This is a genomic window from Roseococcus sp. SDR (assembly GCF_019083995.1).
Lineage (GTDB): Bacteria > Pseudomonadota > Alphaproteobacteria > Acetobacterales > Acetobacteraceae > Roseococcus.
In genome coordinates, this window is the sequence record NZ_JAHRCU010000001.1 from 156558 (window position 1) to 180198 (window position 23641).

At 70.9% G+C, this 23641-nt stretch carries 26 protein-coding genes; 11 read left to right on the forward strand and 15 right to left on the reverse strand.

The annotated features are described in order from the left end of the window. Nucleotides 1-15: 15 nt before the first annotated feature. Together KTR66_RS00765 and pdxH are read right to left on the reverse strand one after the other, a co-directional pair. Nucleotides 16-1461, reverse strand: coding sequence for an AAA family ATPase (locus tag KTR66_RS00765; RefSeq protein WP_213609372.1), 1446 nt, complete (start codon nucleotides 1459-1461; stop codon nucleotides 16-18). Continuing rightward, entirely contained in the window at nucleotides 1461-2039 is a 579-nt protein-coding gene (gene pdxH / locus KTR66_RS00770) for a pyridoxamine 5'-phosphate oxidase (protein ID WP_213609373.1), read from the reverse strand. The genes KTR66_RS00765 and pdxH overlap by 1 nt, the downstream gene beginning before the upstream one ends. Before the next feature lie 123 nt (nucleotides 2040-2162). Between pdxH and fabI the strand changes: the two genes are divergently transcribed. Then, nucleotides 2163-2960: an enoyl-ACP reductase FabI gene (fabI, locus tag KTR66_RS00775; RefSeq protein ID WP_213609374.1), complete on the forward strand. Its 798-nt coding sequence runs from the start codon at nucleotides 2163-2165 to the stop codon at nucleotides 2958-2960. 1 nt (nucleotide 2961) lies between these two features. Beyond that, the gene (locus KTR66_RS00780) at nucleotides 2962-3453 is read left to right on the forward strand and encodes a GNAT family N-acetyltransferase (protein WP_213609375.1); all 492 of its coding nucleotides are present in this window, start codon (nucleotides 2962-2964) and stop codon (nucleotides 3451-3453) included. A gap of 3 nt (nucleotides 3454-3456) precedes the next feature. Here the strand turns inward: KTR66_RS00780 and KTR66_RS00785 are convergent, their stop codons facing one another. Further along, nucleotides 3457-5172, reverse strand: a complete 1716-nt coding sequence (locus KTR66_RS00785; RefSeq protein ID WP_213609376.1) for a cation:proton antiporter — start codon at nucleotides 5170-5172, stop codon at nucleotides 3457-3459. Nucleotides 5173-5214: 42 nt separating this feature from the next. Next, nucleotides 5215-5493 (reverse strand): hypothetical protein, encoded by a 279-nt coding sequence (locus tag KTR66_RS00790; protein WP_213609377.1) that lies wholly within the window; start codon nucleotides 5491-5493, stop codon nucleotides 5215-5217. 83 nt (nucleotides 5494-5576) lie between these two features. Between KTR66_RS00790 and KTR66_RS00795 the strand changes: the two genes are divergently transcribed. The 3 genes from KTR66_RS00795 to KTR66_RS00805 all read left to right on the forward strand — a co-directional run bounded on the left by KTR66_RS00795 (nucleotide 5577) and on the right by KTR66_RS00805 (nucleotide 8315). After that, nucleotides 5577-5882, forward strand: coding sequence for a hypothetical protein (locus KTR66_RS00795; RefSeq protein WP_213609378.1), 306 nt, complete (start codon nucleotides 5577-5579; stop codon nucleotides 5880-5882). A gap of 42 nt (nucleotides 5883-5924) precedes the next feature. Continuing rightward, entirely contained in the window at nucleotides 5925-7031 is a 1107-nt protein-coding gene (aroC, locus tag KTR66_RS00800) for a chorismate synthase (protein WP_213609379.1), read from the forward strand. 81 nt (nucleotides 7032-7112) lie between these two features. Continuing rightward, on the forward strand, nucleotides 7113-8315 hold the full coding sequence (locus KTR66_RS00805; RefSeq protein WP_213609380.1) for a hypothetical protein: 1203 nt from the start codon (nucleotides 7113-7115) through the stop codon (nucleotides 8313-8315). A 147-nt stretch (nucleotides 8316-8462) separates the two neighbouring features. Here the strand turns inward: KTR66_RS00805 and KTR66_RS00810 are convergent, their stop codons facing one another. Both KTR66_RS00810 and KTR66_RS00815 read right to left on the reverse strand, forming a co-directional pair. Further along, on the reverse strand, nucleotides 8463-8915 hold the full coding sequence (locus KTR66_RS00810; protein WP_213609381.1) for a VOC family protein: 453 nt from the start codon (nucleotides 8913-8915) through the stop codon (nucleotides 8463-8465). Then, nucleotides 8912-9619, reverse strand: coding sequence for a type 1 glutamine amidotransferase domain-containing protein (locus KTR66_RS00815; RefSeq protein ID WP_213609382.1), 708 nt, complete (start codon nucleotides 9617-9619; stop codon nucleotides 8912-8914). The genes KTR66_RS00810 and KTR66_RS00815 overlap by 4 nt, the downstream gene beginning before the upstream one ends. Nucleotides 9620-9721: 102 nt before the next feature. On the opposite strand from KTR66_RS00815, the gene KTR66_RS00820 reads away from it, so the two are divergent. Next, nucleotides 9722-10615, forward strand: coding sequence for a LysR family transcriptional regulator (locus KTR66_RS00820; RefSeq protein ID WP_213609383.1), 894 nt, complete (start codon nucleotides 9722-9724; stop codon nucleotides 10613-10615). A gap of 132 nt (nucleotides 10616-10747) precedes the next feature. Here the strand turns inward: KTR66_RS00820 and KTR66_RS00825 are convergent, their stop codons facing one another. Continuing rightward, the gene (locus tag KTR66_RS00825; RefSeq protein ID WP_213609384.1) at nucleotides 10748-12391 is read right to left on the reverse strand and encodes an ABC transporter substrate-binding protein; all 1644 of its coding nucleotides are present in this window, start codon (nucleotides 12389-12391) and stop codon (nucleotides 10748-10750) included. 65 nt (nucleotides 12392-12456) lie between these two features. Beyond that, nucleotides 12457-13116, reverse strand: coding sequence for a cytochrome b/b6 domain-containing protein (locus tag KTR66_RS00830; protein ID WP_213609385.1), 660 nt, complete (start codon nucleotides 13114-13116; stop codon nucleotides 12457-12459). A gap of 66 nt (nucleotides 13117-13182) precedes the next feature. Between KTR66_RS00830 and KTR66_RS00835 the strand changes: the two genes are divergently transcribed. Beyond that, complete coding sequence (locus KTR66_RS00835) at nucleotides 13183-13959, forward strand: hypothetical protein (RefSeq protein ID WP_213609386.1); 777 nt, start codon at nucleotides 13183-13185, stop codon at nucleotides 13957-13959. Between the two features lie 64 nt (nucleotides 13960-14023). Further along, nucleotides 14024-16351 carry a xanthine dehydrogenase family protein molybdopterin-binding subunit gene (locus KTR66_RS00840; protein ID WP_213609387.1) on the forward strand — a complete coding sequence of 776 codons (2328 nt, stop codon included), beginning with the start codon at nucleotides 14024-14026 and terminating at the stop codon, nucleotides 16349-16351. Between the two features lie 4 nt (nucleotides 16352-16355). Here the strand turns inward: KTR66_RS00840 and KTR66_RS00845 are convergent, their stop codons facing one another. Next, nucleotides 16356-16778: a hypothetical protein gene (locus KTR66_RS00845; protein ID WP_213609388.1), complete on the reverse strand. Its 423-nt coding sequence runs from the start codon at nucleotides 16776-16778 to the stop codon at nucleotides 16356-16358. 48 nt (nucleotides 16779-16826) lie between these two features. Between KTR66_RS00845 and KTR66_RS00850 the strand changes: the two genes are divergently transcribed. Genes KTR66_RS00850 through KTR66_RS00860 form a run of 3 tightly spaced genes read left to right on the forward strand, consistent with a single transcriptional unit; the run spans nucleotide 16827 to nucleotide 18776 of the window. After that, nucleotides 16827-17498 (forward strand): phosphatidylserine decarboxylase, encoded by a 672-nt coding sequence (locus KTR66_RS00850; protein WP_213609389.1) that lies wholly within the window; start codon nucleotides 16827-16829, stop codon nucleotides 17496-17498. After that, complete coding sequence (locus KTR66_RS00855) at nucleotides 17495-18373, forward strand: phosphatidylcholine/phosphatidylserine synthase (RefSeq protein ID WP_371818964.1); 879 nt, start codon at nucleotides 17495-17497, stop codon at nucleotides 18371-18373. Before KTR66_RS00850 ends, KTR66_RS00855 begins: the two co-directional genes overlap by 4 nt. A gap of 13 nt (nucleotides 18374-18386) precedes the next feature. Beyond that, nucleotides 18387-18776 carry a hypothetical protein gene (locus KTR66_RS00860; protein WP_213609390.1) on the forward strand — a complete coding sequence of 130 codons (390 nt, stop codon included), beginning with the start codon at nucleotides 18387-18389 and terminating at the stop codon, nucleotides 18774-18776. Here KTR66_RS00860 and KTR66_RS00865 read toward each other — a convergent pair. The 6 genes from KTR66_RS00865 to KTR66_RS00890 form a co-directional block, all read right to left on the reverse strand. Beyond that, nucleotides 18760-19104, reverse strand: coding sequence for a hypothetical protein (locus KTR66_RS00865; protein WP_213609392.1), 345 nt, complete (start codon nucleotides 19102-19104; stop codon nucleotides 18760-18762). The two genes, KTR66_RS00860 and KTR66_RS00865, sit on opposite strands and share 17 nt — an antisense overlap. Before the next feature lie 8 nt (nucleotides 19105-19112). Next, on the reverse strand, nucleotides 19113-19859 hold the full coding sequence (locus KTR66_RS00870) for a hypothetical protein (protein ID WP_213609394.1): 747 nt from the start codon (nucleotides 19857-19859) through the stop codon (nucleotides 19113-19115). A gap of 10 nt (nucleotides 19860-19869) precedes the next feature. After that, complete coding sequence (locus KTR66_RS00875; protein ID WP_249731754.1) at nucleotides 19870-21111, reverse strand: CaiB/BaiF CoA-transferase family protein; 1242 nt, start codon at nucleotides 21109-21111, stop codon at nucleotides 19870-19872. A gap of 275 nt (nucleotides 21112-21386) precedes the next feature. Next, entirely contained in the window at nucleotides 21387-22064 is a 678-nt protein-coding gene (locus tag KTR66_RS00880) for a nitroreductase (protein WP_213609396.1), read from the reverse strand. Nucleotides 22065-22068: 4 nt separating this feature from the next. Further along, nucleotides 22069-22809 carry a CoA synthetase gene (locus tag KTR66_RS00885; RefSeq protein ID WP_213609398.1) on the reverse strand — a complete coding sequence of 247 codons (741 nt, stop codon included), beginning with the start codon at nucleotides 22807-22809 and terminating at the stop codon, nucleotides 22069-22071. Then, a complete protein-coding gene (locus KTR66_RS00890; protein WP_213609400.1) occupies nucleotides 22806-23627 on the reverse strand; it encodes a CoA transferase subunit A in 822 nt (273 codons plus the stop codon). Before KTR66_RS00890 ends, KTR66_RS00885 begins: the two co-directional genes overlap by 4 nt. Nucleotides 23628-23641: the final 14 nt, after the last annotated feature.

The following is a 23641-nucleotide window of genomic DNA, read 5'->3' on the forward strand; positions in this document are numbered from 1 at the left end:
GTTGTTGGGGCTACGTTATGGCGAAGGCTGAGGGGGCAAGTCCAGTATCTTGCGGGCAACCTCTTCCGGCGCGCCGGTCGCGTCCAGGCGGTGCCAGGTGATCTCGCCCGCGTCTCGCGCGGCGGTTGTGGCCAGCACCTCGGGCGTCGCGTCAGAGGCGTCGCCCTTCCGCGCCGTGATGCGCGCCGCAAGGAATTCGAGCGGCGCCTCCAGCCAGAAGCCGGTGAAGCCATGGCCGAGGGTGGCCAGAGCGTCGCGCTCCGCCGCGCGCTGGAAGACGGCGTCGGCGATGACGGCGTGGCCGGCTGCCAGGGCTTGCGCGGCCAAGGCGTTCAACTCGGCGAAGACGGCGGCGCTGGCATGGGCGGCATAGGCCTCGGCGGGCAGGCGCGTCTCGGGCGCGACGCCGGCCTGGCGCTTGCGGATCTCGTCGCTGCGCAGGATCACCGCACCCGGTGCCGGGCCGAGATCGGGCGCGAGGCGACGGGCGAGATGCGACTTGCCCGTGCCCTGCAAGCCCCCGACGGCCGCGAGGCGCGGGGGGGCGGGATCGAGATAGGTCCGCGCCGCCGCCAGCAGGGCCGCGCCGTCCTGGCCTGAGCGTGCGGCGACATGCGCGCGGATCAGCGCGCGCAGCGAGAGCCAGAGCGGCAGGCCGCGCAGCAGCGCCACATCGCCGGTGCGGGCGATATAGCGGTTCAGCAGCCGGTTGGCCGCCGCACGGCTGTCCCGCTGGTCGAGATCCATGAGCAGGAAGGCCAGGTCATAGCCGACATCGATGGTGGCCAGCGCCTCGTCGAATTCCAGCGCGTCGAAGGGTATGGGGCGGCCCTCGATCAGGCAGATGTTGCCCAGGTGCAGGTCGCCATGGCAGCGGCGCAGCAATCCTGCCGCCGCACGCCCCGCGAGCCAGGGGGCGAGGCGGGCCTCGGCGGTGAGCGCGGCTTCCGCCCAGGCGCGCACCGCTGCCTCGGGCAGGCCGGCGGAAAGGGCGGCCTCGCGGTTGCCGGTGATGACGCGGGCCATCCGGCCATCGCCCTCGCGCTTCGGCGCGGTGGCGTGCAGGGCGACCACGGCATCGGCGAGCGGGTCCAGCAGCGCGGCGGGCAGGGCGCCCTGGAAAAAGGCCTCGGGCGGCAGGCGCGTCATGCGCAGGACCCATTCCACCGGCTCGCCTTCGCCGCCCAGGCGGAGCGTGCCATCCGGACCGCGCGTGAGGGGTTCGGCGCCGAGATAAAGCCCCGGCGCATGCGGCGCGTTCAGCGCGTGCTCGAATTGCGTGAGGCGCGCGCGCTCGGCCAGCGTCGTGAAATCGAGGAAGCCGAAATCCACCGCCTTCTTCAGCTTGAAGGCCTCCCGCTCACCCAGGAAGACGGCGGAGATGTGGGTCTCCACCGGATCACGGCCGACCAGCTCCCGCAGGAAGGCGGCGGCCTCGGCCTGGATGGCGGGAATCGCCATCAGGGGTAGAGCGCCTCGGTGCGCCAGCCGGCCTCGGCTGCCACGAAGACGCGGCGCTCATGCAGGCGGAAGGGCATGTCGCGCCAGAACTCGATGCGCTCGGGCAGCAGGCGGAAGCCGGACCAGAAGGGCGGGCGCGGGATCTCGCTCACGCCGAACTTCATCGTGTATTCCGCGACGGCCTTCTCCAGCGCCCAGCGCCCCTCCAGCGGGCGGGACTGGCGCGAGGCCCAGGCGCCGATGCGGCTGCCGCGCGAGCGGGAGGCGTAATAGGCATCGGCCTCCTCGGCCGTCACCGCCTCGATCCGGCCTTCGACGCGCACGCTGCGGGTCAGCGTCTTCCAGTGGAAGCAGAGTGCGGCGAAGGGGTTGGCCGCAAGCTCACCGCCCTTGCGCGATTCGAGGTTGGTGTAGAAGACGAAGCCGCGCGCATCATGGCCCTTGAGCAGCACCATGCGGGCCGAAGGGCGGCCCTCGGGCGTCGCGGTCGCCAGGCACATGGCGTTGGGATCATTCGGTTCGCTCCGCGCGGCTTCCGCCATCCATTCGGCGAAGAGGGCGTAAGGGTCTTCGTTCATTCGCTTTTCCTATGGGGCCTTGCCCGGTTGTGGGGCATGTGCCACCACCATCTGGCCCCCGCAACCGGATCACGGAACCCCATGAAGGACGAATCTGCACCCTCCTTGCCCACGGGAACCCTGATGCAGGGTCGCCGCGGCCTGATCATGGGCGTGGCCAATGACCGCTCCATCGCCTGGGCCATCGCGCGCGCCTGCGCGGCGCAGGGCGCGGAACTGGCCTTCACCTATCAGGGCGAGGCGCTGGAAAAGCGCGTCCGCCCGCTGGCCGCGAGCGTCGGCAGCGATTTCGTCGTGCCCTGCGACGTCTCCAGCGATGACGACATGGACGCCGCCTTCGGCGCGGTCGAGGAACGCTGGGGCAAGCTCGATTTCTTCGTCCATGCCGTGGGCTTCGCCGACAAGCAGTATCTGCGCGGCCGCTTCCTGGACACGCCGCGCGAGGCCTTCCTGCAGGCGCTCGACATCTCCTGCTATTCCTTCGCCGCCACCGGCCGCCGCGCCGCCGCGCTGATGAGCGAGGGCGGCTCGCTGCTCACGCTGAGCTACCTCGGCGCCGAGAAGTGGGTGCCGCACTACAATGTGATGGGCGTCGCCAAGGCGGCGCTGGAAGCGAGCGTGCGCTACATGGCGGCCGATCTCGGCCCCGACGGCATTCGCGTGAACGCGATCAGCGCGGGCCCGATCAAGACGCTCGCGGCCTCGGGCATCGGCGATTTCCGCTACATCCTGAAGTGGAACCAGTACAATGCGCCGATGGAGCGCAATGTGACGCTGGAGGAAGTGGGCGGCGCCGGCCTCTATCTGGTGAGCCCGCTCTCCACCGGCGTCTCGGGCGAGGTGCATCACGTGGATTGCGGCTATCACATCGTCGGCATGAAGAATCCCGACGCGCCCGACCTCACCATCGAAAAGGGCTGAGATGGCGATCCGGCGCCTCGCCCCGCGGGACGCCGACGCCTTTCGCGCGCTGCGTCTCGAGGCGCTGCGGGTGGTGCCTTCCGCCTTCGGGCGGGCCTTCGAGGAGGAGGCGGGCAAGCCCCTCTCCTGGTTCGGCGAGACGCTGGAACGCTGCGCGATCTTCGCGGCCGCCGATGCGGCGGGAGGGTTTTGCGGCATGCTCGGCTACCAGCGCGATTCCATGCTCAAGCGCGCGCATATCGGCCATCTGTGGGGGATGTATGTGCGCCACGCGGCGCGCCGGCAGGGGCTCGGCGCGGCGCTGATCGGCGCTGCCATCGCGCATGCGCGCAGCGAGGTGAGCGTGCTCCAGATCATGGTCGGCGAGGGCAATTCCGCCGCACGGCGGCTCTATGAGCGGGCGGGCTTCACCCTCTACGGCACCGAGCTGGCCTCGCTCCGGGTGGAGGGCGTGGAGACTGTGACGCTGCTCATGGCCATGACGCTGGACTGACGCTCACCCGCGGGCTGCGCGCAGCACCTCGAGCGTCGCCTGCGCGCCACTCGCCTCCACTCCGAAATGCCGCAGCGCGAAGCCGGCCATGCCGAGGGCGATCTCACGCTCGCCCATCACGACCAGGCCCACGCCGTCGATGCGCTCCAGCAATGCCGCCTCCTCCTCGTCATGGGCGCGGATCGCGGCGGGCAACGCGGGATTGGCCGCGCGCGCCAGCTCCAGCACACGGCGGCAGCTGAAGGCATCGGGCAGGGCGAGGACGATGAGGCTGGCCGTCTCCGGGCGGGCGGCGGCCAGCACCTCGGTCTGCACCGCATCGCCCCAGACCACGGAGACGCCCTCGCGGCGGAGCGTCTCGGCACGGGCGTGGTCCGCCTCGATCGCGACGACGGGGATGCCATGCGCGGCGAGGCCGCGCGCCACGACGCGGCCCACGCGGCCGAAACCCACGATCACCGCATGGCCGGACAGGCCGGGCGGCGGGGAGGGGAAGGCGCGGGCGCCGGCGCGGCGGGTCTCCCAGGCGCGATAGCGCCGATCCCCCACCATCCGGGCGGCCAGCCGCTCGGCCAGGCGCAGCGTGAGGGGTGTGAGGACGATGCTGAGCGTGGCGGCGGCCAGCATCGGGCCGCGCACCGCCTCGGGCAGCAGGCCCTGGCCGATCGCGAGCGCCGCCAGCACGAAGGAGAATTCGCCGATCTGCGCCATGCTGCCGGCGACGACGGCGGCTGTCGGCAGGGCGACCCGCAGCCCCACCAGCAGGGCCAGGATGGCCAGGCCAGTCCCGAGCAGGACGACGAGGAAGACGGCGAGCGTGAGGCCGGGCGCGGCGAGCACCGCCAGCGGATCCACCAGCATGCCGACGGAGACGAAGAACAGCGCGACGAAGACGCGCTGGAGCGGCGCGGTCTCGGCGGCCGCCTGATGGCCGAGCGGGCTTTCGGCCAGCAGCACGCCGGCGAAGAAGGCGCCGAGCGCCGGCGAGACGCCGAACAGCGCCGCGCTGCCGAAGGCGGTGCCCAGCGCCACGACCACCACGGCGAGCGTGAACAGCTCCCGCGAGGCGGTGGCGGCGACCAGGCCCAGCAGGCGCGGCAGCAGCACGCGGCCGGCGAAGGCCATGACCAGCAGGAAGGCCAGGAGTTCGCCCGAGGTGCGGAGCAAGGCAGGCCCGAGGCCCGCGCCATCCCCGCCGCGCGCTAGCGCCGGCAGCAGCACAAGGGCGAGCACCACGACCAGGTCCTGCATGACGAGCCAGCCCAGCGCCAGCCGCCCGGCATCACCGCCAAGGCGCCCACGTTCCTCCAGCGTGCGGGTGGCGACCGCCGTGGAGGAGATGGCGAGCGCCAAGCCCAGCACCATGGCCGAACCGGCGCCCAGGCCGAAGGCCAGATGCCCGAGAGCCGCGCCAAGCGCCGTGCCGATGGCGATCTGCGCGAGCGCGCCGGGCACCGCCACGCGCCAGACGGCCAGCAGGTCCCGCGGGCGGAAATGCAGGCCGACGCCGAAGAGGAGCAGCGCCACGCCGATCTCGGCCATGGCGGAGGTGACGCCCGCATCGGCCACGAAGCCCGGCGTATGCGGCCCGATCACCAGCCCGGCGGCCAGGTAGCCCAGCAATGGCGGCACCCGCAAAAGCCGGGCGGCAAGCCCGAGGGCGAAGGCCAGGGCCAGGGCGACGACGAAGGTCGCGAGCAGCGGCGCCGTGTGGTGCATGGCGGAAGCGTAACCTGCCTCAGGCCGCGCCGCGATGGGGGGTCAGGGCATCCGGCGCCCGCGCTCCCGTTGCTGGGCGCAGCGCGCGGGGTCGCTCAATTCGCGACGCAGCGCGCGGCAATCGGGCGGGCCCACATCGCTCCAGCGGGCGCAGCGGCCATCGGGCCTGCGCCAGCCCGGGCCGCCGCACAGCCCGCAACCGGCGTGCTCGCCATCGCGCGGATACAGGCGGCACAGATCCGTCACCTGCGCCGCGGCCGGGGGCGCCGCGGCCAGGAGCAGGAGGATCAGCGTGGCGCGCAGGCTTGCCGGATGGCGCATTGCGCCACAGGCTGCCACCTCCCGGGGGGCGCATCCAGGTGGCTGGCTTCGCGCGCCGCGCCCCGCCAGGATCGGAGCCCGCCATGCGCCTCGCCCTCCTCGCCTTGCTTGGCCTCCTTCTGCCCTCCGCGTCCCGGGCGCAGCAGGCGCCCGTCTGCGCGGCCTCGGGCCATGAGCCGCTGCGCAGCGCCGCCGAGGTCATGGCCGATGTGGCGCGCCACCGCTGTATGGCGGGCAGCCGCCTGGACGTCGCGCTGACCGTTGCCGGGCAGGCGATCACCCTGCAGACGAGCGGCCTCTGCGACGCGGATTCGGTGCGGACCCGCACGGTGCGCCCCACGCCGGAAACACGCGCGCTCGGCTTCACCTGCCTCCTCGCCCCGCGCTGAGCGTTCCGTCCTTGCGCGATCTGGGGTAACTGGCCAGCCACCATGTCGCACAACAGCTTCGGCCATCTCTTCCGCGTCACCACCTGGGGCGAGTCCCATGGGCCGGCCATCGGCTGCGTGGTGGATGGCTGCCCGCCCGGCCTGCCGCTGGATGAGGCCTGGATCCAGCCCTTCCTCGACAAGCGCCGCCCCGGCTCGGGCAGATATGTGACGCAGCGGCAGGAGCCGGACCAGGTCCGCATCCTCTCGGGCGTCTTCGAGGGGCGCACCACCGGCACGCCCATCGCGCTGGTCATCGAGAACCAGGACCAGCGCAGCAAGGATTACGGCGAGATCGCGAAGAGCTTCCGCCCCGGCCATGCCGACATCGCCTATGAGTGGAAATACGGGCTGCGCGACTATCGCGGCGGCGGCCGGGCCTCGGCGCGGGAGACGGCGATGCGCGTCGCCGCCGGCGCCATCGCCCGGCGCGTGCTGGGCGAGGGCGTGGTGATCCGCGGCGCGCTGACGCAGATCGGGCGGGACCGCGTGGACCGCGCCGCCTGGGATTGGAGCCAGACCGAGCAGAATGAGTTCTGGTGCCCCGACGCTGCCGCCGCCACGCGCTGGGAGGCGCTGCTGGCCGGCGTGCGCAAGGCGGGCTCTTCCATCGGCGCCGTGATCGAGGTGCAGGCCGAGGGCGTGCCGGTGGGCCTGGGGGCGCCGATCTATGGCAAGCTCGATGCCGATATCGCCGCGGCACTCATGTCCATCAACGCGGTGAAGGGGGTCGAGATCGGCGATGGGTTTGCCGCGGCGGAGCTCTCGGGCGAGGAGAATGCGGACGAGATGCGCATGCGGCAGGATGGCTCGGTCGAGTTCCTGGCGAATCACGCGGGCGGCATGCTGGGCGGCATCTCCACCGGCCAGCCCATCATCGCGCGCTTCGCGGTGAAGCCCACCTCCTCCATCCTCACGCCGCGCCAGGCCGTCACGGTGGAAGGCCGGAACACCGACATCCTGACCAAGGGCCGGCATGACCCCTGCGTGGGCATTCGCGCCGTGCCGGTGGGCGAAGCGATGCTGGCCTGCGTGCTGGCCGATCATCTGCTGCGCCATCGGGCACAAAATCCGGACGCACCGGCGGTCGGGCGCCTGCCGCGCGGTTGAGGCCGGTTGAGAAACGGCAACGAAACGGCTAAACTTCCGGACATGGCATGCTTCGCCGTCCCCTGAATTCACCGAGAGCCCATGACCCACCCGGATCCCCAGCCCGACCCGGCCGCTGTCCAGGCCTTCGTCGCCCTCGCGGGCGGGGCGGCCTGGCGCAAACGCCTGGCGGATCTGGGCGCGCGGGTGCAGCCGGGCTCGCTCTCGGGCCGGGCCATGCAGCAGCGCCATGCGCTGGAGCTGATCCTGGCGCGGCTCTCGCGCCCCGAATTGCTGGCCAAGGCCGGCCGCGCCGAGCGCCGCGTGCTGGCCTTCGCGCGGGAGGCGGCGGAGCTCGCCAAGTCCCTGCCGGCCGGGCCGCGCGCGCGGCTGCGCGCCCTGGTGGGCGATGGGCTTTCCGGCGATGCCACGCTGGTGCCGCTGTTCCACCTGATCCGCACCGCGGCCCTGCTGCGCGCGCGCGGTTTCGAGGTGTGCTTCGACGGGCTGCTGCACGGCACGGCGCATGACCTGCTGATCCGCCGCGACGGCGCCGAGGCCGAGGTGGTGTGCGAGACCGTCTCGGCCGAGGAAGGCCGCCCGCTGCACAAGGGCGACTGGGCGCAGCTGGTGGACCGGGTGAACCCCGAGCTGCAGACCTGGCTCGCCGCGCATCCCGGCCGCTACATCCTGAAGATGACGCTGCCCGAGGGGGTGACCGACCAGACCCAGCTCTCCGAGCTGCATGGCCGCATCTCGACCATGCTCGCCACGCAGAAGCGCCAGGATTCGAGCGCCGATGCCATCCTGAAGCTCGACCCGCTGGTGCTGGCCGGCGCCCAGGCGGCGAGCGACCCGCAGCGTGCCCTGCCGGCCCGCCTGCGCGAGGTGTTCGGCGTGGAGGCGCATCTGGCCGTGACGGCGGACCCTTCCAGCGGATCGGTGATGGTGATGGCGGCGCGGGCGGGGCGGGAGAATGAAATCTCGCTGGCCGTGAAGCGCCGCGTCTCCGCGGCGGCGACCACGCGCTTCACCGGCACGCGGCCGGGGATCGTGGCGGTGTTCCTCGATGACCTCGAAGCCGCCGAATGGCACGCGCTGCGCGACACGCTGGAGCTGGAGGGCGTGATCCGCCGCTTCCTGACGGAGCCCGAGGCGAAGCTGGTGGTGGCGGTGACCTGCACGACGCGGCAGGAATTCTTCGCGCTGGGCGATTGCGCGCCGGAGGGCGAGCTGCGCTTCCGCAATCCGGGGCATCCGGCGGCGAAGAGTGTGGGCTTGGCGCCGGCGGTGAGCAGCAACTGAGGGGGCAGCCCCTCAGGCCCCTCCTGCATGGTGGCACTGCGCTCCGCCCAGCTTCAACTTGGATGACGCGACAGGACCGACGCGACGCACATGCTCACGGCGCCGCATGCCATGGCGGGTGACCATGGCATGCGGTCGCCGGAGATTTCACCATGAGCCGGTATTCGGCATGGACGCCCAGGGTTCCGCCCGGGGCAGGGGCTCGCCCCGCTGCAGCAACTCGATGGAAATGCCGTCCGGGGTCTTCACGAAGGCCATGTGGCCGTCCCGCGGTGGGCGGTTGATCGTCACCCCGGCTGCCATCAGGCGCCCGCATGTCTCGTAGATGTCGTCGACCCGGTAGGCGAGGTGGCCGAAGTTCCGCCCACCGCTGTAGGTTTCCGGCGCGCTGCCATCCTCCGGCGGCCAGTTCCAGGTGAGCTCGACTTCCGCCCGACCGCGGCCCTGCGCGTCAATGTCGCCTGGTGCGGCCAGGAAGATCAGCGTGAACCGTCCGGCAGGATTCTCCACCCGGCGCAGTTCGCGGAGGCCGAGCAGCTCCAGGAAGTGAAGCGTCGCCGCGGGATCGGCCACGCGGATCATCGTGTGCAGGTAGTTCATCGCGCCGCCTCCTGCAGGAGCGCTTCCATCACGAGCGCCGCGGCCGGTCCTGCCGAGGCCGGGTTCTGCCCCGTCACCAGCCGGCCATCGCGCAGGGCGAAGGGCGTGAAGTCCGGCGCGCCTTCATGCCGGGCGCCGAGTTCGCGCAGGCGCGTCTCCAGCAGGAACGGGACCGCGCGGTCCAGGCCGACGGCCCGTTCCTCGCTGTCCGTGAAGGCGGCGAGGCGACGACCGGCGACGAAGGGCGAGCCATCCGCCTTGCGTGCCGCGACCAGGCCGGCCGGGCCGTGGCAGACCGCCCCGACGACCTTGCCCGAACGATCGAAGCGTTCGACCAGACGGGCTAGCGGCTCGGAGATGGGGTAGTCGAACATCGTGCCATGGCCGCCTGGCAGGAACAGCGCGTCGAAGCCATCCGGGTCCAGCGTGGTGAAGCTCGGCGTGCCGGCCACGGCCGCGCGCAACGTCGCGTCGCGCAGGTAGCGCTCCACGGAGGCGTCGTTCTCGCCTGCCTCCTTCACGCTGCGCGGGTCCACGGGAACCGGGCCGCCGGCGATCGAGGCGAGCGTCACCTCGGCACCCGCGTCGCGGAAGGCGTAGTAGGGGGTGGTCAGCTCCTCGAGCCAGACGCCGGTCGGCTCGTCCGTGCGGCCCATCCTGGCGGCAGAGGTGGCGATCATCAGGATCTTCGGATTGCGTGCCATGTCATGGCCTCCTTTGGTGGTGGGCCCGGGTTTAGCGGCACCAACCCATCAGAACATCAAAGGGGAAATGACAGGACCCATAAGAAGTTTTATTTGTAGGGGATGTCCCTGTCGCATCTGCGGACCTTCGTCGAGGTCTATCGCCGCCGTTCCCTGACCGTTGCGGCGCGAATGCTCGATCTCACGCAGCCCGCCGTGTCGCAGCAGATCGCATCCTTGGAGTCGCTGTTGGGACGGCCGCTCTTCGAGCGCCATGCGCGGGGTGTGCGGCCAACCGCGGTTGCCGATGATCTGGCGGCGAGCCTTGGAGACAGGCTTGATCAGGCTGAGGCCGCTCTGGCCTCGGTCCGGGCGCGGTCGAGCCGCCTGTCAGGCACCGTCCACCTTGCCGCGCCCTCGGAGTACCTGGCCGAACAGGTGGCTGGTCGGCTGAAGCCGCTTCTCGCTGCTGGGCTGGAACTCCGTCTGCATGTCGGGGGCAAGGAGGCGCTGTACGCCATGCTCCTGGACGACAGGGTCCACCTTGCTCTGACCGCATCGCGCATCGAGGACCCCAGGCTGGCCTACGAGCAGGTCGGCACGGAGCGGCTGCTCGCCGTCGCCGCGCCCACCGAGGCGCGCCGGATCCTGGCGGGACCTACCCTGGCCGATGGTCTGAACCTGTGCCCGCATCTGGCCTATGATCTCGAACGGCCGCTCATCCGGACCTGGCTCGACGCCAACGCGCTTGATGCGCCTGCCCATCTCCCAGGCGCTACCGCACCTGACCTGCGTGTGATCCGCGCCATGCTGCGCGCCGGGCTCGGCTGGTCGGTCATGCCGGACTACCTTCTCACCCAGGACCTGCGTGATGGCGTGCTGGTCGAGATCCCGGCACCCATCGCGACGCCGGAGAATGCCTTCTACCTCGCATGGGTGCGCTCCGCCCTGCGCCATCCCCGCGTCGCGGCGGCGCGAGACGCGTTGGTCCGGGTCCTCCGGGCTGGGGCGGGATGAATGGGCGCTTGGGAAGGCCGAGAACGACGCTTCAGTCATGGGCGACGGCTTATGTCCCCCAGCACCTGAGAAAGGGTGCAGGGAACTGGTTCCCTGCTGGGGGTCGAGGGGGCAAAGCCCCCTCGCGGTAACTCAAGACAGCGTCGTCAGATCCTGGAACCAGTGCTGCGCCGGCACATAGCCGCGCACCGCGCGCCCCGCCGCCTTCGGGTTGGTGTCATGCACCACGAAGACCCAGAGCGCCTCGTTCACCGCCTTCTCATGCGCGCGCTGCATCAGGCGGTTCTGCTCCTGCTCGTCGAAGCTGTTCATCGCGGCATTCAGGATCTGGTCCATCTCCGCGTCGCGGTAATGGCCGTAATTCACACCGCGCGGCGCGATCTGGTCCGAGTGGAAGAAGCGGATGAAGGCGTAGAGCGGGTCGCTCGTCAGATACGCCACGTTGTTCGCCGTGATGTTGCCGGCGCGGCTGATCTCGCCGAGCGCGCCCTGGCGCCAGGCGGTGTAGAGCACTTCCAGCTCCACCACCTGGAACTCCACCTGGATGCCCACCTCGCGCCAGGCCGACTGGATATATTCGTTCATCGGCATGGAGAGCATCTGGCCCGAGCCGCCCGAGGGCACGATGAAGCGCGTGCGCAACGGGTTGCGGGGCGAGAATCCGGCCTCGGCCAGCAGGCGGCGCGCCTCGGCCGGATCATGGCGGATGCGGAAGGTCGGGTTGCCGAACCAGGGCGAGGTCGGGTCCACCACGCCGACCGCGGGCTTGGCGAGGCCGCCCAGCAGGGCCACCACCTCGTCGCGGTTGATGGCGAGGTTGGCGGCCTGGCGCAGGCGGAGATCCCGCCAGGGCGAACCCTCGGCGAGGCTGAGGTGGTAGTTCCAGACATGGGGCGTCACATTCTCGATGATGCGCGCGCCGGATTGGCGCAGGCGCGGCAGCAGGTCCGGCGCCGGGCTCTCGATGATGTCCACCTGGTTGGTCAGGATGGCGTTGGTGCGCGTGACCGTCTCGGGTGCCACGATCAGGATGATGCGATCCACCTTCGGCGCGCGGGCCGGGTTCCAGTAGGTGGGATTGCGCACCAGCTCCGCGCGCTCGCGCGGGACGAGGCGGGCGAGGCGGAAGGGCCCGGTGCCCGAGGGCTCCTGCGCGAAGCGCTCCCAGGAACGGCCCAGGCGCTCATATTGCGCGGGCGAGGAGATGAGGAACCAGAGCATCTGGTAGGGGAAGAAGCTGTCCACCGTGCGGGTGGTCACTTCCACCGTCATGTCGTCCAGCTTGCGATAGCTGGCGACGGAGGGCAGGCGGGGGCGGACCTGGGCGGCCTGGCGGTTGTCGAAATGCGGCGCCTGGGCGTTCAGCACCTTCTCGAAATTCCAGATCACGGCATCCGCGTTGAAGGGCGAGCCGTCATGGAAGGTGACGCCGGGGCGCAGGCGGAAGATCCACTTGGTGCGATCGGACGGCATGGCCTCCCAGGAGGTGGCGAGGCCGGGCATCAGCTTCCCGGGGCGGTCGGCGACGTCCATCTCCCAGGCGACCAGCGGGTCATAGAGGGTATGGCCGGTGAACTGATAGGCGCCGGCGCCGCGATCGGGCTGGCCGGTGGTCTGGGGGATATCGGCCATGGAGATGCCGTAGCGCAGCACCCGCTCACCGCCCACAGTTTGGGCATGCGCCTCCATCTCCGCCCAGGAGAAGGGCAGGGTGACTGTGGATGCGGCACCCGTCAGGGCCAGAAGATCGCGACGGGAGAAGGAATTCGATGACATTCAGGAAAGACCCCGGTTGTTGCCTGCGGGGCGCAGAGCAAGACCGGGGCCAGACGGGCGGCGATTCAGCCGAAGCGGGAGATCCAGTTCACGAGGCCGGCGCTGGCAGCGAGCAGCGCCAGGGCCAGGGCCGGGTGGCCCATCTTCGGCGCGCGGGTGCCCTCGGGCATGGGCTTGCTGCCGATCATCATGGCCTGGACCAGGTCATGCCCCAGGCTCACGCGGTACCAGACCACGGCGGCGATGTGCAGGACGATCACGATCCCGATCACGTTGATCAGGCGGATATGGATCCAGCCCGCCCAGTCGCTGGTGGCGCCGCTGACCTGCTGCGCGAGCGGCCCGCGGGTGAAGATCTGGTCGTCGGTGAAGAGGCCGGTGACGGCCTGGGTGAGCAGCAGCGAGAGGATCACCACCACCATCCAGCCGCCGGCCGGGTTGTGGGTGAGTTCGCGGTCCGGCCCCGGATCGCCCTTCATGTGCCGCAGATGGGCCAGCGCCGCGAAGGGCGAGCGCAGGAAGGTCAGGAAGCGCGCGGGCTCGGAGCCGACCAGGCCCCAGAGGATGCGGAAGATCACCAGCGTCAGCAGCGTGTAGCCGCTGAGCATATGGAGATCCATCTTGTGCGCCCGGGCGGTGAGGTAGGAGGTCGGGATCAGGATGACGATGGACCAGTGGACCAGCCGCACCCAGCCATCCCAGACTTTTACGCGGGTCTCGTTCATCTCGCATCCTTTTCGCTTCGCGATGCAGCATAGCTTCCCACCGGGGGAGTGAGGCAAGTTGGCCGCATGCTTCCCGATTCGATGACCGAGGCCGCCGCACCGCTCGCGGCGCTGATGCTGGCGCTGGCCTGGGCGGGGCTGCTCCGCTGGCGGCGGCGGCCGATGACGGCGGGGCTGGGCCTCGGGCTCGCCGCCGCCTTCGCGGTCTTGCTGCTTCTGGGGGTCATGCTGGCCTCGCCCCGGCAATTGGCCGAGCGGCTGCCGGTGCTGTCATTGGTGGCGCTGGGCCTCACCCTGCCGCTGGCCTGGGGGAGGCGGGGCTGGCTCGCGGCGTTGCTCGGGCTGTCGGGCGCTGTCTTCACCGGTTGGTGGATGGCGGGCGGGCCGCTGACCGAGGCGGATCTGCTGCGCGCGGCACCCGCGGGGCTGGCGCTGATGCTGCTGGTGCCGCTGGTGCAGATCGAGGCCGCGCCGCCCTGGCGGGGGGTGCTGGCGGCGGTGGCGCTGGTCGCCGGGCTGCTGGCCTCGGGGGTGCCCGGACCCTGGGTGATGCTGGGGCTGATCCTGCTCTCGGCCGCCTTCGGACAGCAGGTGGCGGGCGGCGGCGCGATGGCGGATACGGCGCGGCTGCCCTTCGCCATGCTGTTGGCGGCGCTGGTCGCCGGGCCCTTGCTGGCACGCGGGGCGGCGGCGGATTGGGCGGCGGCGATCGCGCCCCTGGCCCCCTTGCTGCTGGGCCCGCGCCTCTCCGGGCGGCTCAAGGGCTGGCGGGCCAGCCTCATCATCGTCCTTCTGGCGGCGGTTCCGGTGGCCGCCGCCTGGGGTCTCGCGCGGCTCGGGTGAACCCCTCGTCACCCGGCGCAACCGGCTGCTAGGCTCCAGGCTTCCCAAAGCCAGGAGCCAGACCATGCCCGATGGAAACACCCCGCAGATCGGCCGCTTCGGCAGCGGCCAGGCGGTGCGCCGGATCGAGGATCGCGCGCTGCTGGCGGGGCAGGGGCAGTTCACCGATGATTTCGCGCCGGCCGGCGTCACGCAGATGGTCTTCCTGCGCTCGCCCCACGCGCATGCGAAGCTGGTGTCCATCGACACGACCGCCGCCCGCGCCCTGCCGGGGGTGGTGGCCATCCTGACCGGGGCCGATCTCGTCGCCGCCGGCGTGAAGCCCATGTATGTGGCGCTGCCCTTCAAGCGGCCCGACGGCTCGGCCCTGACGGCCCCGCCGCGCCACTGCCTGGCCGTGGAGGAAGTGCGCTTCGTGGGCGAGCCGGTGGCCGCCATCATCGCGGAAACCCTGGGCCAGGCGCGCGACGCGGCCGAGGCGATCGAGGTGGAATACGAAGAGCTCGCGCCCGCGATCGGCCCGGGCCGTGCCGCCGCCCCCGGCGCGCCGCTGGTCTGGGAAGGCGCGCCCGGCAACCTCGTGGCCGAGAGCCGCTATGGCGACGCCGCTGCCGCCGAGGCTGCCTTCGCGAAGGCCGCGCATGTGGTGGGCCTGGATATCGAGAATCAGCGCCTCGCCCCCGTCTCGATGGAGCCGCGCGTGGCGCTCGGCGAGTATGACGCGGCCAGCGGGCGCATCACGCTGCGCCTTTCGAGTCAGATGCCGTCCGGCGTGCGGGACGCGATCTGCAAGGAATTGCTCGACATCCCGACCGACAAGCTGCGCGTGCTGGTGGGCGATGTGGGCGGCGGCTTTGGCATGAAGACGGGCCTGAACCCGGAGGAGGGCGTGGTCGCCTTCGCCGCGCGCATGCTGGGCCGGCCGGTGAAATGGGCCTCGACGCGGATGGAGGATTTCCTCTCCGCCCTGCATGGCCGTGCCACCGAGAGCCGGGCCGAGATGGCGCTGGACGCCAATGGCCGCGTCCTGGCGCTGCGGGTGCGGACGCTGGCCGATATGGGCGCCTATCCGCGCAATGCGAGTGTGGCGATCCAGCTGCTGGTCGGCCCCTGGGTCTCGACCAGCATCTACGACATTACCCTGGTGGATTTCACCTTCCAGGCGCTGCTGACCAACACGGCGCCGACCGGCCCCTATCGCGGCGCCGGCCGCCCCGAGGCGATCTATCTGGTGGAGCGCCTCTTCGACACGGCGGCGCGCAAGATGGGCCTGGACCCCGCGGAACTGCGCCGCCGCAACATGATCGCCCCCAGCGCCATGCCCTACAAGAACGCCATGGCGATGACCTATGACAGCGGCTCCTTCGAGCGCATCCTCGACCAGGGGCTCGCTCTCGCCGACTGGAGCGGCTTCGCCGCGCGCGAGGCGGCCTCCAAGGCGGCCGGGCGCCTGCGCGGGCGCGGCATCGCGACCTTCCTGGAATGGACCGGCGGCAATGTCTTCGAGGAGCGCGTGACCATCGCGGTGAAGGGCGATGGCAGCATCGAGATCTACGCCACCACCCAGGGCATGGGGCAGGGCATCGCCACCAGCTATGCGCAGCTCGCGGTGGATGTGTTTGGCGTGGAGCTGGAGCGCATCCAGGTGGTGTTCGGCGACAGCGATCGCGGCAGCGGCTTCGGCTCGGCGGGTTCGCGTTCGCTGTTTACCGCGGGCTCGGCCGTGAAGCTCGCCGCCGACAAGACGGTGGATGAGGCCCGCGACCTCGCCGCCGAGGCGCTGGAGACGGCGGCGGCCGATATCGAATACCGGGCCGGCGCCTTCACCGTGGCGGGCACCGACCGCGCCATCGGCCTCTTCGAACTGGCGGCGCGCCAGCCCGAGGGGCGGATCTTCATCGACCACACCAGCAGCGTCTCGGGCCCCACCTGGCCCAATGGCTGCCATATCTGCGAGGTGGAACTCCTCCCCGAGACGGGCGAGGTGGTGATCGCCTCCTATGCCTCGGTGAATGACGCCGGCCGCGTGGTGAACCCGATGATCGTGGAGGGCCAGGTGGTGGGCGGCGCGCTGCAGGGCATCGGCCAGGCCATGTGCGAGCACGTCATCTATGACGCCGAGACCGGCCAGCCGCTGACGGCGAGCTTCATGGATTACTGCCTGCCGCGGGCCGACATGGTGGCCGATTACGCGACGAAGCTCGACACCGGCATCCCCTGCCTGACCAATCCGCTCGGCGTGAAGGGCGTGGGCGAATTGGGCACCATCGGGGCGACGCCGGCCGTGATGAATGCGGTGGCCGATGCGCTGGCCCGCGCCGGCCGGGCTGGGGCGGCGGACAGGCTCAGGATGCCGCTGACGGCGGAGCAGGTCTGGTCGCTGCTGGCGTAAGCCGTCAGCGCGCGCCCACGCCCTCCAGCCTGTCGAGATGCGGGTCGAGGGCCAGGGCGAAGCGCACCATCTCGGTCAGGAGGGCGACGGCCGTGGCGCGCGGGGTCACCTGGTGCTCCAGCGCCACGCGGTGGTCGGCGGTGAGCCGCAACAGCCAGCCGGGCGGCATGGCGGCTGGGAGTTCGGCGACCGCGCGGGCGGTGAAATGGCGGTCCGCGCCCGGTTCGGCTGTGGAGGGGATGCGCCCGGCAATGGCGCGCAGGCGCAATGCGCCCTCCTGCACCAGTGCCTCGCAGGCGCGGCCACGCCAGATGAAGCGGATGGCCGGGCTGAGGCCGGGGGCGCGGGCCGAGAGCGTCCCGTCCGCCGCGACGGCGAAGGGGCCGAGCGTCAGCCTGGGGAGGGCAGGAGGGGGCTGCGTGTTCATGCAACTCCCAACTTGCCGCGAAAGGGTGAAGGGAGGATAAACCGGCCGATGTCTCTCGCGAACAGCCTCTCCCTCGTCCTCGCCCCGCCGCACCCGGCCGGGCGTCCCTTCATCTATGCGGGCGCGGGTGTCGCGCTGCTGGGCGGGCTCGTGCTCGGCTCCTGGCTGTTCTGGCTGGGCACGGCCTTCACGCTCTTCTGCCTCTATTTCTTCCGCGACCCGAAGCGCGTGCCGCCGGCGCGGCATGACCTCGTCCTCGCCCCTGCCGATGGCAAGGTGGTGCTGGTCGGCCCCGCCATCCCGCCGGCCGAGCTCGAGATGGGCGATCAGCCGCGCTGGCGCGTGGCCATCTTCCTCTCGGTGCTGGACGTGCATGTGAACCGCAGCCCGGTGCAGGGGCGCATCTCCCGCATCTCCTACCGGCACGGCAAGTTCATGGATGCGAGCCTGGAGAAGGCGTCGGAGGAGAATGAGCGCAATGCGCTCCGCTTCGACCTGCCCGATGGCCGGGACCTCGCCTGCGTGCAGATCGCGGGCCTGGTCGCGCGGCGCATCGTCTGCACTGTTCATGAGGGCGATCGCCTGATGGCGGGCGAGCGCTTCGGCATCATCCGCTTCGGCAGCCGCACCGATGTCTATCTCCCGGTCGGCGTGAAGCCCCTCGTCCTGGTCGGCCAGACCATGATCGGCGGCGAGAGCATCCTGGCGGAGCTGGCGTGACGCGCGCGGGGCTGCGCACCCGGCTGGGGCGCTTCCAGACGCGCGCGCGGCCGCGCTATCGCGGGCCTTCCTTCAACCGGCTGATCCCCAATCTGTTGACCATGATGGGGCTCTGCGCGGGCCTCGTGGCCATCCGCTTCGGGCTGGAGGGGCGTTTCGCCCAGGCCGCGGCCTTCATCGTGGCGGCGGGCGTGATCGACGGGCTGGATGGCCGCATCGCGCGGCTGCTCAAGGGCACGTCGCGCTTCGGGGCCGAGTTCGACAGCCTGAGCGACTTCCTCTGCTTCGGCGTGGCGCCGGGGCTGATCCTCTATCTCTGGACGCTGAACGAGGCGGGGCCGATGGGCTTCATCCCGGGCATGATGTTCGCGGTGTGCAGCGCGCTGCGCCTCGCGCGCTTCAACGCAGCCAGCATCGCCGAGCCGGGCGCCATTCCCATCGTGAAGCCGGCCTATGCCTACAACTTCTTCACGGGCGTGCCGGCGCCCGCCGGGGCGGGCCTCGCGCTGCTGCCCCTCTTCGCTTCGCTCGGCTTCGCCGAATGGGGCTGGTCCGGCATGGCGGAGGCGGTGCGCCACCCGATGTTCAGCGCCGTGATGCTCTTCCTGGTGGGCGGGCTGATGGTGAGCACGCTGCCCTCCTGGTCCTTCAAGAATTTCAAGGTGCCGGCCAATATGGTGCTGCCGCTGCTGCTGGGCACCGGGGCCTATATCGCCGTGCTGGTGACGGAGCCCTGGGCGGCGCTCTCGCTCGGCGGGCTGATGTATTTCGGCATGCTGTATTTCTCCGCCCGTTCCTATGCGCGGCTGAAGCGCGAGGCGGAGGCGATGCGCGACGGCACGGAGGCTGAGCCCGCCAAGGCGCCCGTCGCGTGAAGAGCCCGACATCGTGAAGATCCTGGGCGTCGAAATCGCGGCCGGCCCCTTCCGCAACCTGCCCGAGGGCGCCTTCGGCCTCTGCCTGGACCCCGAGGCGCCCAACCGGGCCGAGGCGAGCCTGACGCTCGACATCGTGGATTACGGCCTGCCCGACCCCGCCGCCCTGCGTGCCACGCTCGACGCCCTGCGCGCCGCCATGGCGGCGGAGCCGGAGCGCCTGTTCTATGTGGGCTGCCGGGCGGGGCTGGGGCGCACCGGCACGGTGCTGGCCTGCCTCGCGGCCGAGGCGGGCATCGAGGGCGACCCGGTCGCCTGGGTGCGCGCGCAGCACGACCCGCGCGCGGTGGAGACGCCCGCGCAGGAAGGCTTCGCCCGCGCCTGGCTCAGTTGTGGCAGGTGATCCGGAGCGCGTCGCGCAGCGCCGCCTCTGACGCGCGCTGCTGCGTGGTGCCGAGTTCGATGCGGACGGTCTGGCGCTGCTGGATCTGGAAGGCATAGACCGCGCCCGGCGGCGGCATGAGCAGCGGCAGTGGGAAGTGGTAGGAGAAGCTGCGCGTCCGGGCGCCGGCATTGTAGACCATCAGCCGGTAGCTGAAGCCCGTCGCCTCGGGCACCACCACGATGGGCTGAAGCTGGAGGGCACCGGTGCCGACGCAGTTGCGGTTGGGCTGCGCCAGGGCCAGGCCGGGCGCCAGCAGCACCGCGAGGAGGAGAAGGAGGCGCCCCACCGCTTCGCCTAGCGCCCGAGCATCAGCCCGATGGGCACCATGTCCGCGATCACCTGGCCGGTGAAGGGTGTCAGCACGGCACGCGCCGCCGCCAGCGCCTCGGGCGGGGGCGGCGGCGGAGCGGCGAGGTGGGGGCGCATCGCCTCCGCCTCCAGGCTTGCCGCCGCCAGCGCCTTCTGGCGGAGTGCCGTGACCTTGCCCATGCCGAAGAGCGGCGAGAGCGCCATGTAGAGTGGCGTCAGCAGCGCGGGCCAATGCGCGAGATGCAGGTAGAGCGTCGGGATGATGCCCTCCGCATGGCAATGCAGCCGGGCGAGCGCCAGCACGCCGCGCTGCGCCTCGGGCGTGAGGGCCTCGAAGCGCGGCAGGGGCGGGGGCTTGGGCAGCATGGCGGGCGGCGCGGCGGCGGGCACCGGGCCGGCCGCGCTGCCGGTGGGGCCGCGCAGCAGCGCGGTCAGCATGATGAGGTTGCTGAGGTTGCCGCGGTTGTAGAGGGCGGCGATGCCGGCCGCGTCCGGCCCCATGGCGAGGCGGGGCAGGGGCTCCAGCGCCGCCATGAGACGGGCCGTCGCCGCCGGCAGGAGCGGCGTGGCCGGCGCGATGCTCTCCCAGGCCCAGGGCAGCACGCCAGGCAGGGTCGCGAAATGCCGCCAGATCAGGTTGACCATGGGCAGGCCATAGGCCGTGCGCAGCCGGCCGTAGATGGCATCCACCTCGGGCGGCGCGTCGGCCTCCCTGATCTCCGTCAGCATCATGGGGCGGGCATCACTTGCGGCGCTTCTCCACCAGCACGCCCGCATCATGCAGCTTCGCGATCTCCTCCTCGGAGAAGCCGAGGCGCGCCAGCACCTCCTGCGTGTGCTGGCCGAAGCGGGGCGGGGCGGCGCGCGTGCCGCCCGGCGTGCGGCTCAGCTTGATGGGCGTGCCGAGGCCGACGAAGCCGTCCTTCTCGGTCACCATCTGGCGATGCGCGGTGTGGGCGGCGGCCATCGCCTCGTCCACGCCGAGCACGGGGCCGGCGGGGAGGCCCGCGGCCAGCATGCGCTGGCAGAGGTCATGCCCGTCCTCCTCGGCGAAGCGCGCGTTCAGGATCTCGGTCAGGGCCGCCTTGTTGATGACGCGCTGGCCGTTGGTGGCGAAGCGCGGATCGGTGCCGAGGCCGTCGAGGCCGAGGAAGGCGCAGAACTTCCGGAAGGTCGGGTCATTGCCGCAGCCCACGAAGATCTCGCAGGTCCGCGTCGTGAACTTGGCGTAGGGCGCGAGGTTCGGGTGCGGGTTGCCGGTGGCGACGGGCCGCTTGCCGTTCAGGAAATAATTGGCGGCATGCGGGTGCAGCAGCGCCATGCCGCAATCATGCAGCGTCATGTCGCAATACTGGCCGCGGCCCGATTTCTCGCGCTCGACGACGGCCATCAGGATGGCGATGGCGCTGAACAGCCCGGTCGCGATGTCCACGATCGGTGTGCCAAGGCGCGTCGGGCCTGAATTCTCCGTGCCGTTGATGGACATGAGGCCCACCATCGCCTGCAGGATGGCGTCATAGCCCGGGAAGCCGCCGAGCGGCCCCGTGGCGCCGAAGCCCGAGACGCGGCAATGGATCAGGCGCGGGAAGCGCTTGGAGAGTACCTCCTCATAGCCCAGGCCCCATTTCTCCATGCTGCCCGGCTTGAAGTTCTCGACCAGGATGTCCGCGCCTTCCAGCAGGCGCAGCAGCACCTCGCGCCCCTCGGGCTTGCTGAGGTCGAGGCCGACGGAACGCTTGTTGCGGTTCACGCCGATGAAGTAGCTGGCGTCACCATCGGCGTTGAAGGGCGGGCCCCAGTCGCGCACCTCGTCGCCCTGGGGTGGTTCGAGCTTGATGACCTCGGCGCCGTGGTCGCTCAGGATCATCGTGCAATAGGGGCCGCCCAGCACGCGCGTCAGGTCCACCACGCGCAGGCCGGAGAGCGCGCCGGGACCCGGCGCATTCCCCGCGCCGGTCGGCGCGACGGGGGTGGGCATGTCCATGGCGGATCTCCTCGGGGTCGTTTCGTATGGCGGCGGAAGATGCGCCAAAGGCGGCGTTTTGTCGAACCGTGGGAGGCCTAACAGGCTGCTGAAAAACTCCGCTGTGGGACCGAGGGGCCAGCCCCTCGGACACCCCGGCAAGAACCTCAGCTTCTTGCATCTCCGATAAGTATTTGATTTAATTTAACAATTGAAGATCCAAGAAACTGAGTTTCTTGGCGGGAGAGTACGAGAGGGCGGAGCCCTTTCGTCTTTTGGCCTTCTTCAGCAGCCTGCTAATCCTCGAAGCCGACGAAGCGCACGAAATTTGCGTTCGGCTCGCGGTCGGAGGTCACGCCGTTGGCGGCGAAACTCTCCTCCGGCCAGCCCAGCGCGATGCAGGTCATGATCACCTGGTCCTCGGGGATCTGCGCCTCCTCGCGCACGATCTCCGAGCGCATGATGCCCTGGCCGTTCACCACCGTGCCCAGGCCGCGGTCCCAGGCGGCGAGGCAGATGCCATAGCTCAGCGCGCCCAGGTCGAAATGCACCACCGCGCCGGGATCGAGCACGCGGTCATAGGTCAGCACGAGGGAGACCGGCGCGTCGAATTGGCGGAAGCCGCGCATCACCCAGTCCTGCCGCATCGGCTTGTCGTCGCGCGCGATGCCCATGGCGCCGAAGAGCTTCACCGCGATCGCCACCTGGCGGGCGCGGTGCACGCCCTCATATTCGCCGTGGCTGATGATGTCGCGGTTCGCCTTGGCGCCGCCCGCCATGGTCTGCATGTTGCGCTGGCGGACGCGCTCGAGCGGCGCGCCGGTCAGCACATGGACGTGCCAGGGCTGGGTGTTCATGGAGGAGGGGGCGCGCTTGGCCACCTCGATGATCTCCTCGATCAGCGCGCGCGGCACCGGGTCGGGCTTGTAGCCCCGCACGCTGCGGCGCGTGCGGGCGAGGGTCTCGAAATCCACCCGCTCAGGCCGCGCGCTGGCGGCCGAAGACTCGGGCGCAGAAATCCGGATAGGTCTCCAGCATCTCGTCGCAGACCGCGCCGCGCAGCAAAGCGAGCTCCTCCTCCGTCGGCGCCGGCGTTTCGCCCACATCATCGGCCACGTCGAAATCGAAGCCGGTCATGGCGCGGATGCTCTCCAGCGTCTCGCCCGCATGGATGGAGGCGAGCGAGAAGCGGCCGCGGTCCGGGTGGAAATGGAAGACGCAGCGGCCGGTGACCAGCGCCTGGGCGTGGCCGCGGCGATAGACGCCGGGCTCGGACACGCCGGGGGCGGAGATATGCGCCACGCGGTCCACCAGCACGCGCGGGCTGTGCTCTTCGCGGAAGAGGATCGTGCGGCCGGCCATGAAATACATGAAGGCCGAGCCGAAGCTGCCGGGGAAGCGCACTTCCATGCCGGGCCAGTCACCCGTGCCGATGAGGTTGAGGTTCGCCTGGCCGTCGATTTCGCCGCCGCCCAGGAAGAAGAGGTCCACGCGGCCCTGGCCCGTCAGGTCGAAGAGCTCGCGCGAGCCATCGGTGAAGGGGTTGCCCGTGCGCTTGTGCAGCAGCGAGAGCCGCAGCGGCACGCCCTGCTTCACACAGAGCCAGCAGGCGGCGGCCGGGATGGGCGAGGCGGCGCCGACGGCGATATGCGAGGTCGGCACCGCGCGGATCAGGCGCGCGATGCAGACGGCCAATAATTCTTCCGAACGGTAGCTCATTCCGCGGCCACCGCCTGATTGCCGAAGACATGTTCCGCGCACCAGGCGGCGAAGCCGGCCTCGGTCTTGGCCGCGCGGGCGTAGTCCATGACGTACTGCGTGTCGAAGCCGTATTCGTCGAGCAGGGCGGAGGGATGCGCGCCGCGCTCGGCGATGGCGTAGCCCGAGATGTAGGTGGCGTTGATCGCACCCGGGCAGAGGCGCTCATCCTCCAGGAAATTGCCCTCCACCACGCGCTCGACGGTGACGAGCGCGCGCTTGCTGGCATGGGCGACCGTCGCGCATTCGCGGCGCCGCCCGACCCAGACATTGCCGGCGCTGTCGGCCATCACGGCGTGGAAGACGGCGACATCGGGGTTGAGGGCGGGGAGAAGGGTGATCTTTTCCCCCGTGCCGAAGGGGCTCTCGATCACCTTCCAATCGGGGCGGTTGGCCAGGATGTCGCTGCCGATCAGGCCACGCAGGGGCATGAAGGGCACGCCCTTCTCGGTCGCCTGCAGCATGGTGTGCATGGCGGGGCAGGTGGCATCCAGGATGCGCAGCTTCCCGGCCTTGAGCGCCGCCGAGAAGCGCGGCGCGAAGCCGGCTTCGCCCAGCGTCACGGCGCTGGTCTCCACCTGCTCGACGCAGCCGGCGCCGATCAGGATGTCGGTCGCGAAGCCGGAGATCGGCACGCCCACCAGGCGCAGGCGCTTGGCACCGCGGCGGATCAGCGCCTTGGCCAAGGCGACGGAGGGCAGGGAGTTGTCGGGCGGCAGCGCGATCATCGCCCCATCGGGGATGCTCGCCGCCATCGCGTCCAGGCTCATCAGGGTCATCGGGCGTTCCTTCC

Coding starts and splice junctions, on each gene's coding strand:
- KTR66_RS00765 (WP_213609372.1), bottom strand. CDS start 1,461: ATGGCGATTCCCGCCATCCAGGCCGAGGCCGCCGCCTTCCTGCGGGAG.
- pdxH (WP_213609373.1), bottom strand. CDS start 2,039: ATGAACGAAGACCCTTACGCCCTCTTCGCCGAATGGATGGCGGAAGCC.
- fabI (WP_213609374.1), top strand. CDS start 2,163: ATGCAGGGTCGCCGCGGCCTGATCATGGGCGTGGCCAATGACCGCTCC.
- KTR66_RS00780 (WP_213609375.1), top strand. CDS start 2,962: ATGGCGATCCGGCGCCTCGCCCCGCGGGACGCCGACGCCTTTCGCGCG.
- KTR66_RS00785 (WP_213609376.1), bottom strand. CDS start 5,172: ATGCACCACACGGCGCCGCTGCTCGCGACCTTCGTCGTCGCCCTGGCC.
- KTR66_RS00790 (WP_213609377.1), bottom strand. CDS start 5,493: ATGCGCCATCCGGCAAGCCTGCGCGCCACGCTGATCCTCCTGCTCCTG.
- KTR66_RS00795 (WP_213609378.1), top strand. CDS start 5,577: ATGCGCCTCGCCCTCCTCGCCTTGCTTGGCCTCCTTCTGCCCTCCGCG.
- aroC (WP_213609379.1), top strand. CDS start 5,925: ATGTCGCACAACAGCTTCGGCCATCTCTTCCGCGTCACCACCTGGGGC.
- KTR66_RS00805 (WP_213609380.1), top strand. CDS start 7,113: ATGACCCACCCGGATCCCCAGCCCGACCCGGCCGCTGTCCAGGCCTTC.
- KTR66_RS00810 (WP_213609381.1), bottom strand. CDS start 8,915: ATGAACTACCTGCACACGATGATCCGCGTGGCCGATCCCGCGGCGACG.
- KTR66_RS00815 (WP_213609382.1), bottom strand. CDS start 9,619: ATGGCACGCAATCCGAAGATCCTGATGATCGCCACCTCTGCCGCCAGG.
- KTR66_RS00820 (WP_213609383.1), top strand. CDS start 9,722: ATGTCCCTGTCGCATCTGCGGACCTTCGTCGAGGTCTATCGCCGCCGT.
- KTR66_RS00825 (WP_213609384.1), bottom strand. CDS start 12,391: ATGTCATCGAATTCCTTCTCCCGTCGCGATCTTCTGGCCCTGACGGGT.
- KTR66_RS00830 (WP_213609385.1), bottom strand. CDS start 13,116: ATGAACGAGACCCGCGTAAAAGTCTGGGATGGCTGGGTGCGGCTGGTC.
- KTR66_RS00835 (WP_213609386.1), top strand. CDS start 13,183: ATGCTTCCCGATTCGATGACCGAGGCCGCCGCACCGCTCGCGGCGCTG.
- KTR66_RS00840 (WP_213609387.1), top strand. CDS start 14,024: ATGCCCGATGGAAACACCCCGCAGATCGGCCGCTTCGGCAGCGGCCAG.
- KTR66_RS00845 (WP_213609388.1), bottom strand. CDS start 16,778: ATGAACACGCAGCCCCCTCCTGCCCTCCCCAGGCTGACGCTCGGCCCC.
- KTR66_RS00850 (WP_213609389.1), top strand. CDS start 16,827: ATGTCTCTCGCGAACAGCCTCTCCCTCGTCCTCGCCCCGCCGCACCCG.
- KTR66_RS00870 (WP_213609394.1), bottom strand. CDS start 19,859: ATGATGCTGACGGAGATCAGGGAGGCCGACGCGCCGCCCGAGGTGGAT.
- KTR66_RS00875 (WP_249731754.1), bottom strand. CDS start 21,111: ATGGACATGCCCACCCCCGTCGCGCCGACCGGCGCGGGGAATGCGCCG.
- KTR66_RS00885 (WP_213609398.1), bottom strand. CDS start 22,809: ATGAGCTACCGTTCGGAAGAATTATTGGCCGTCTGCATCGCGCGCCTG.
- KTR66_RS00890 (WP_213609400.1), bottom strand. CDS start 23,627: ATGACCCTGATGAGCCTGGACGCGATGGCGGCGAGCATCCCCGATGGG.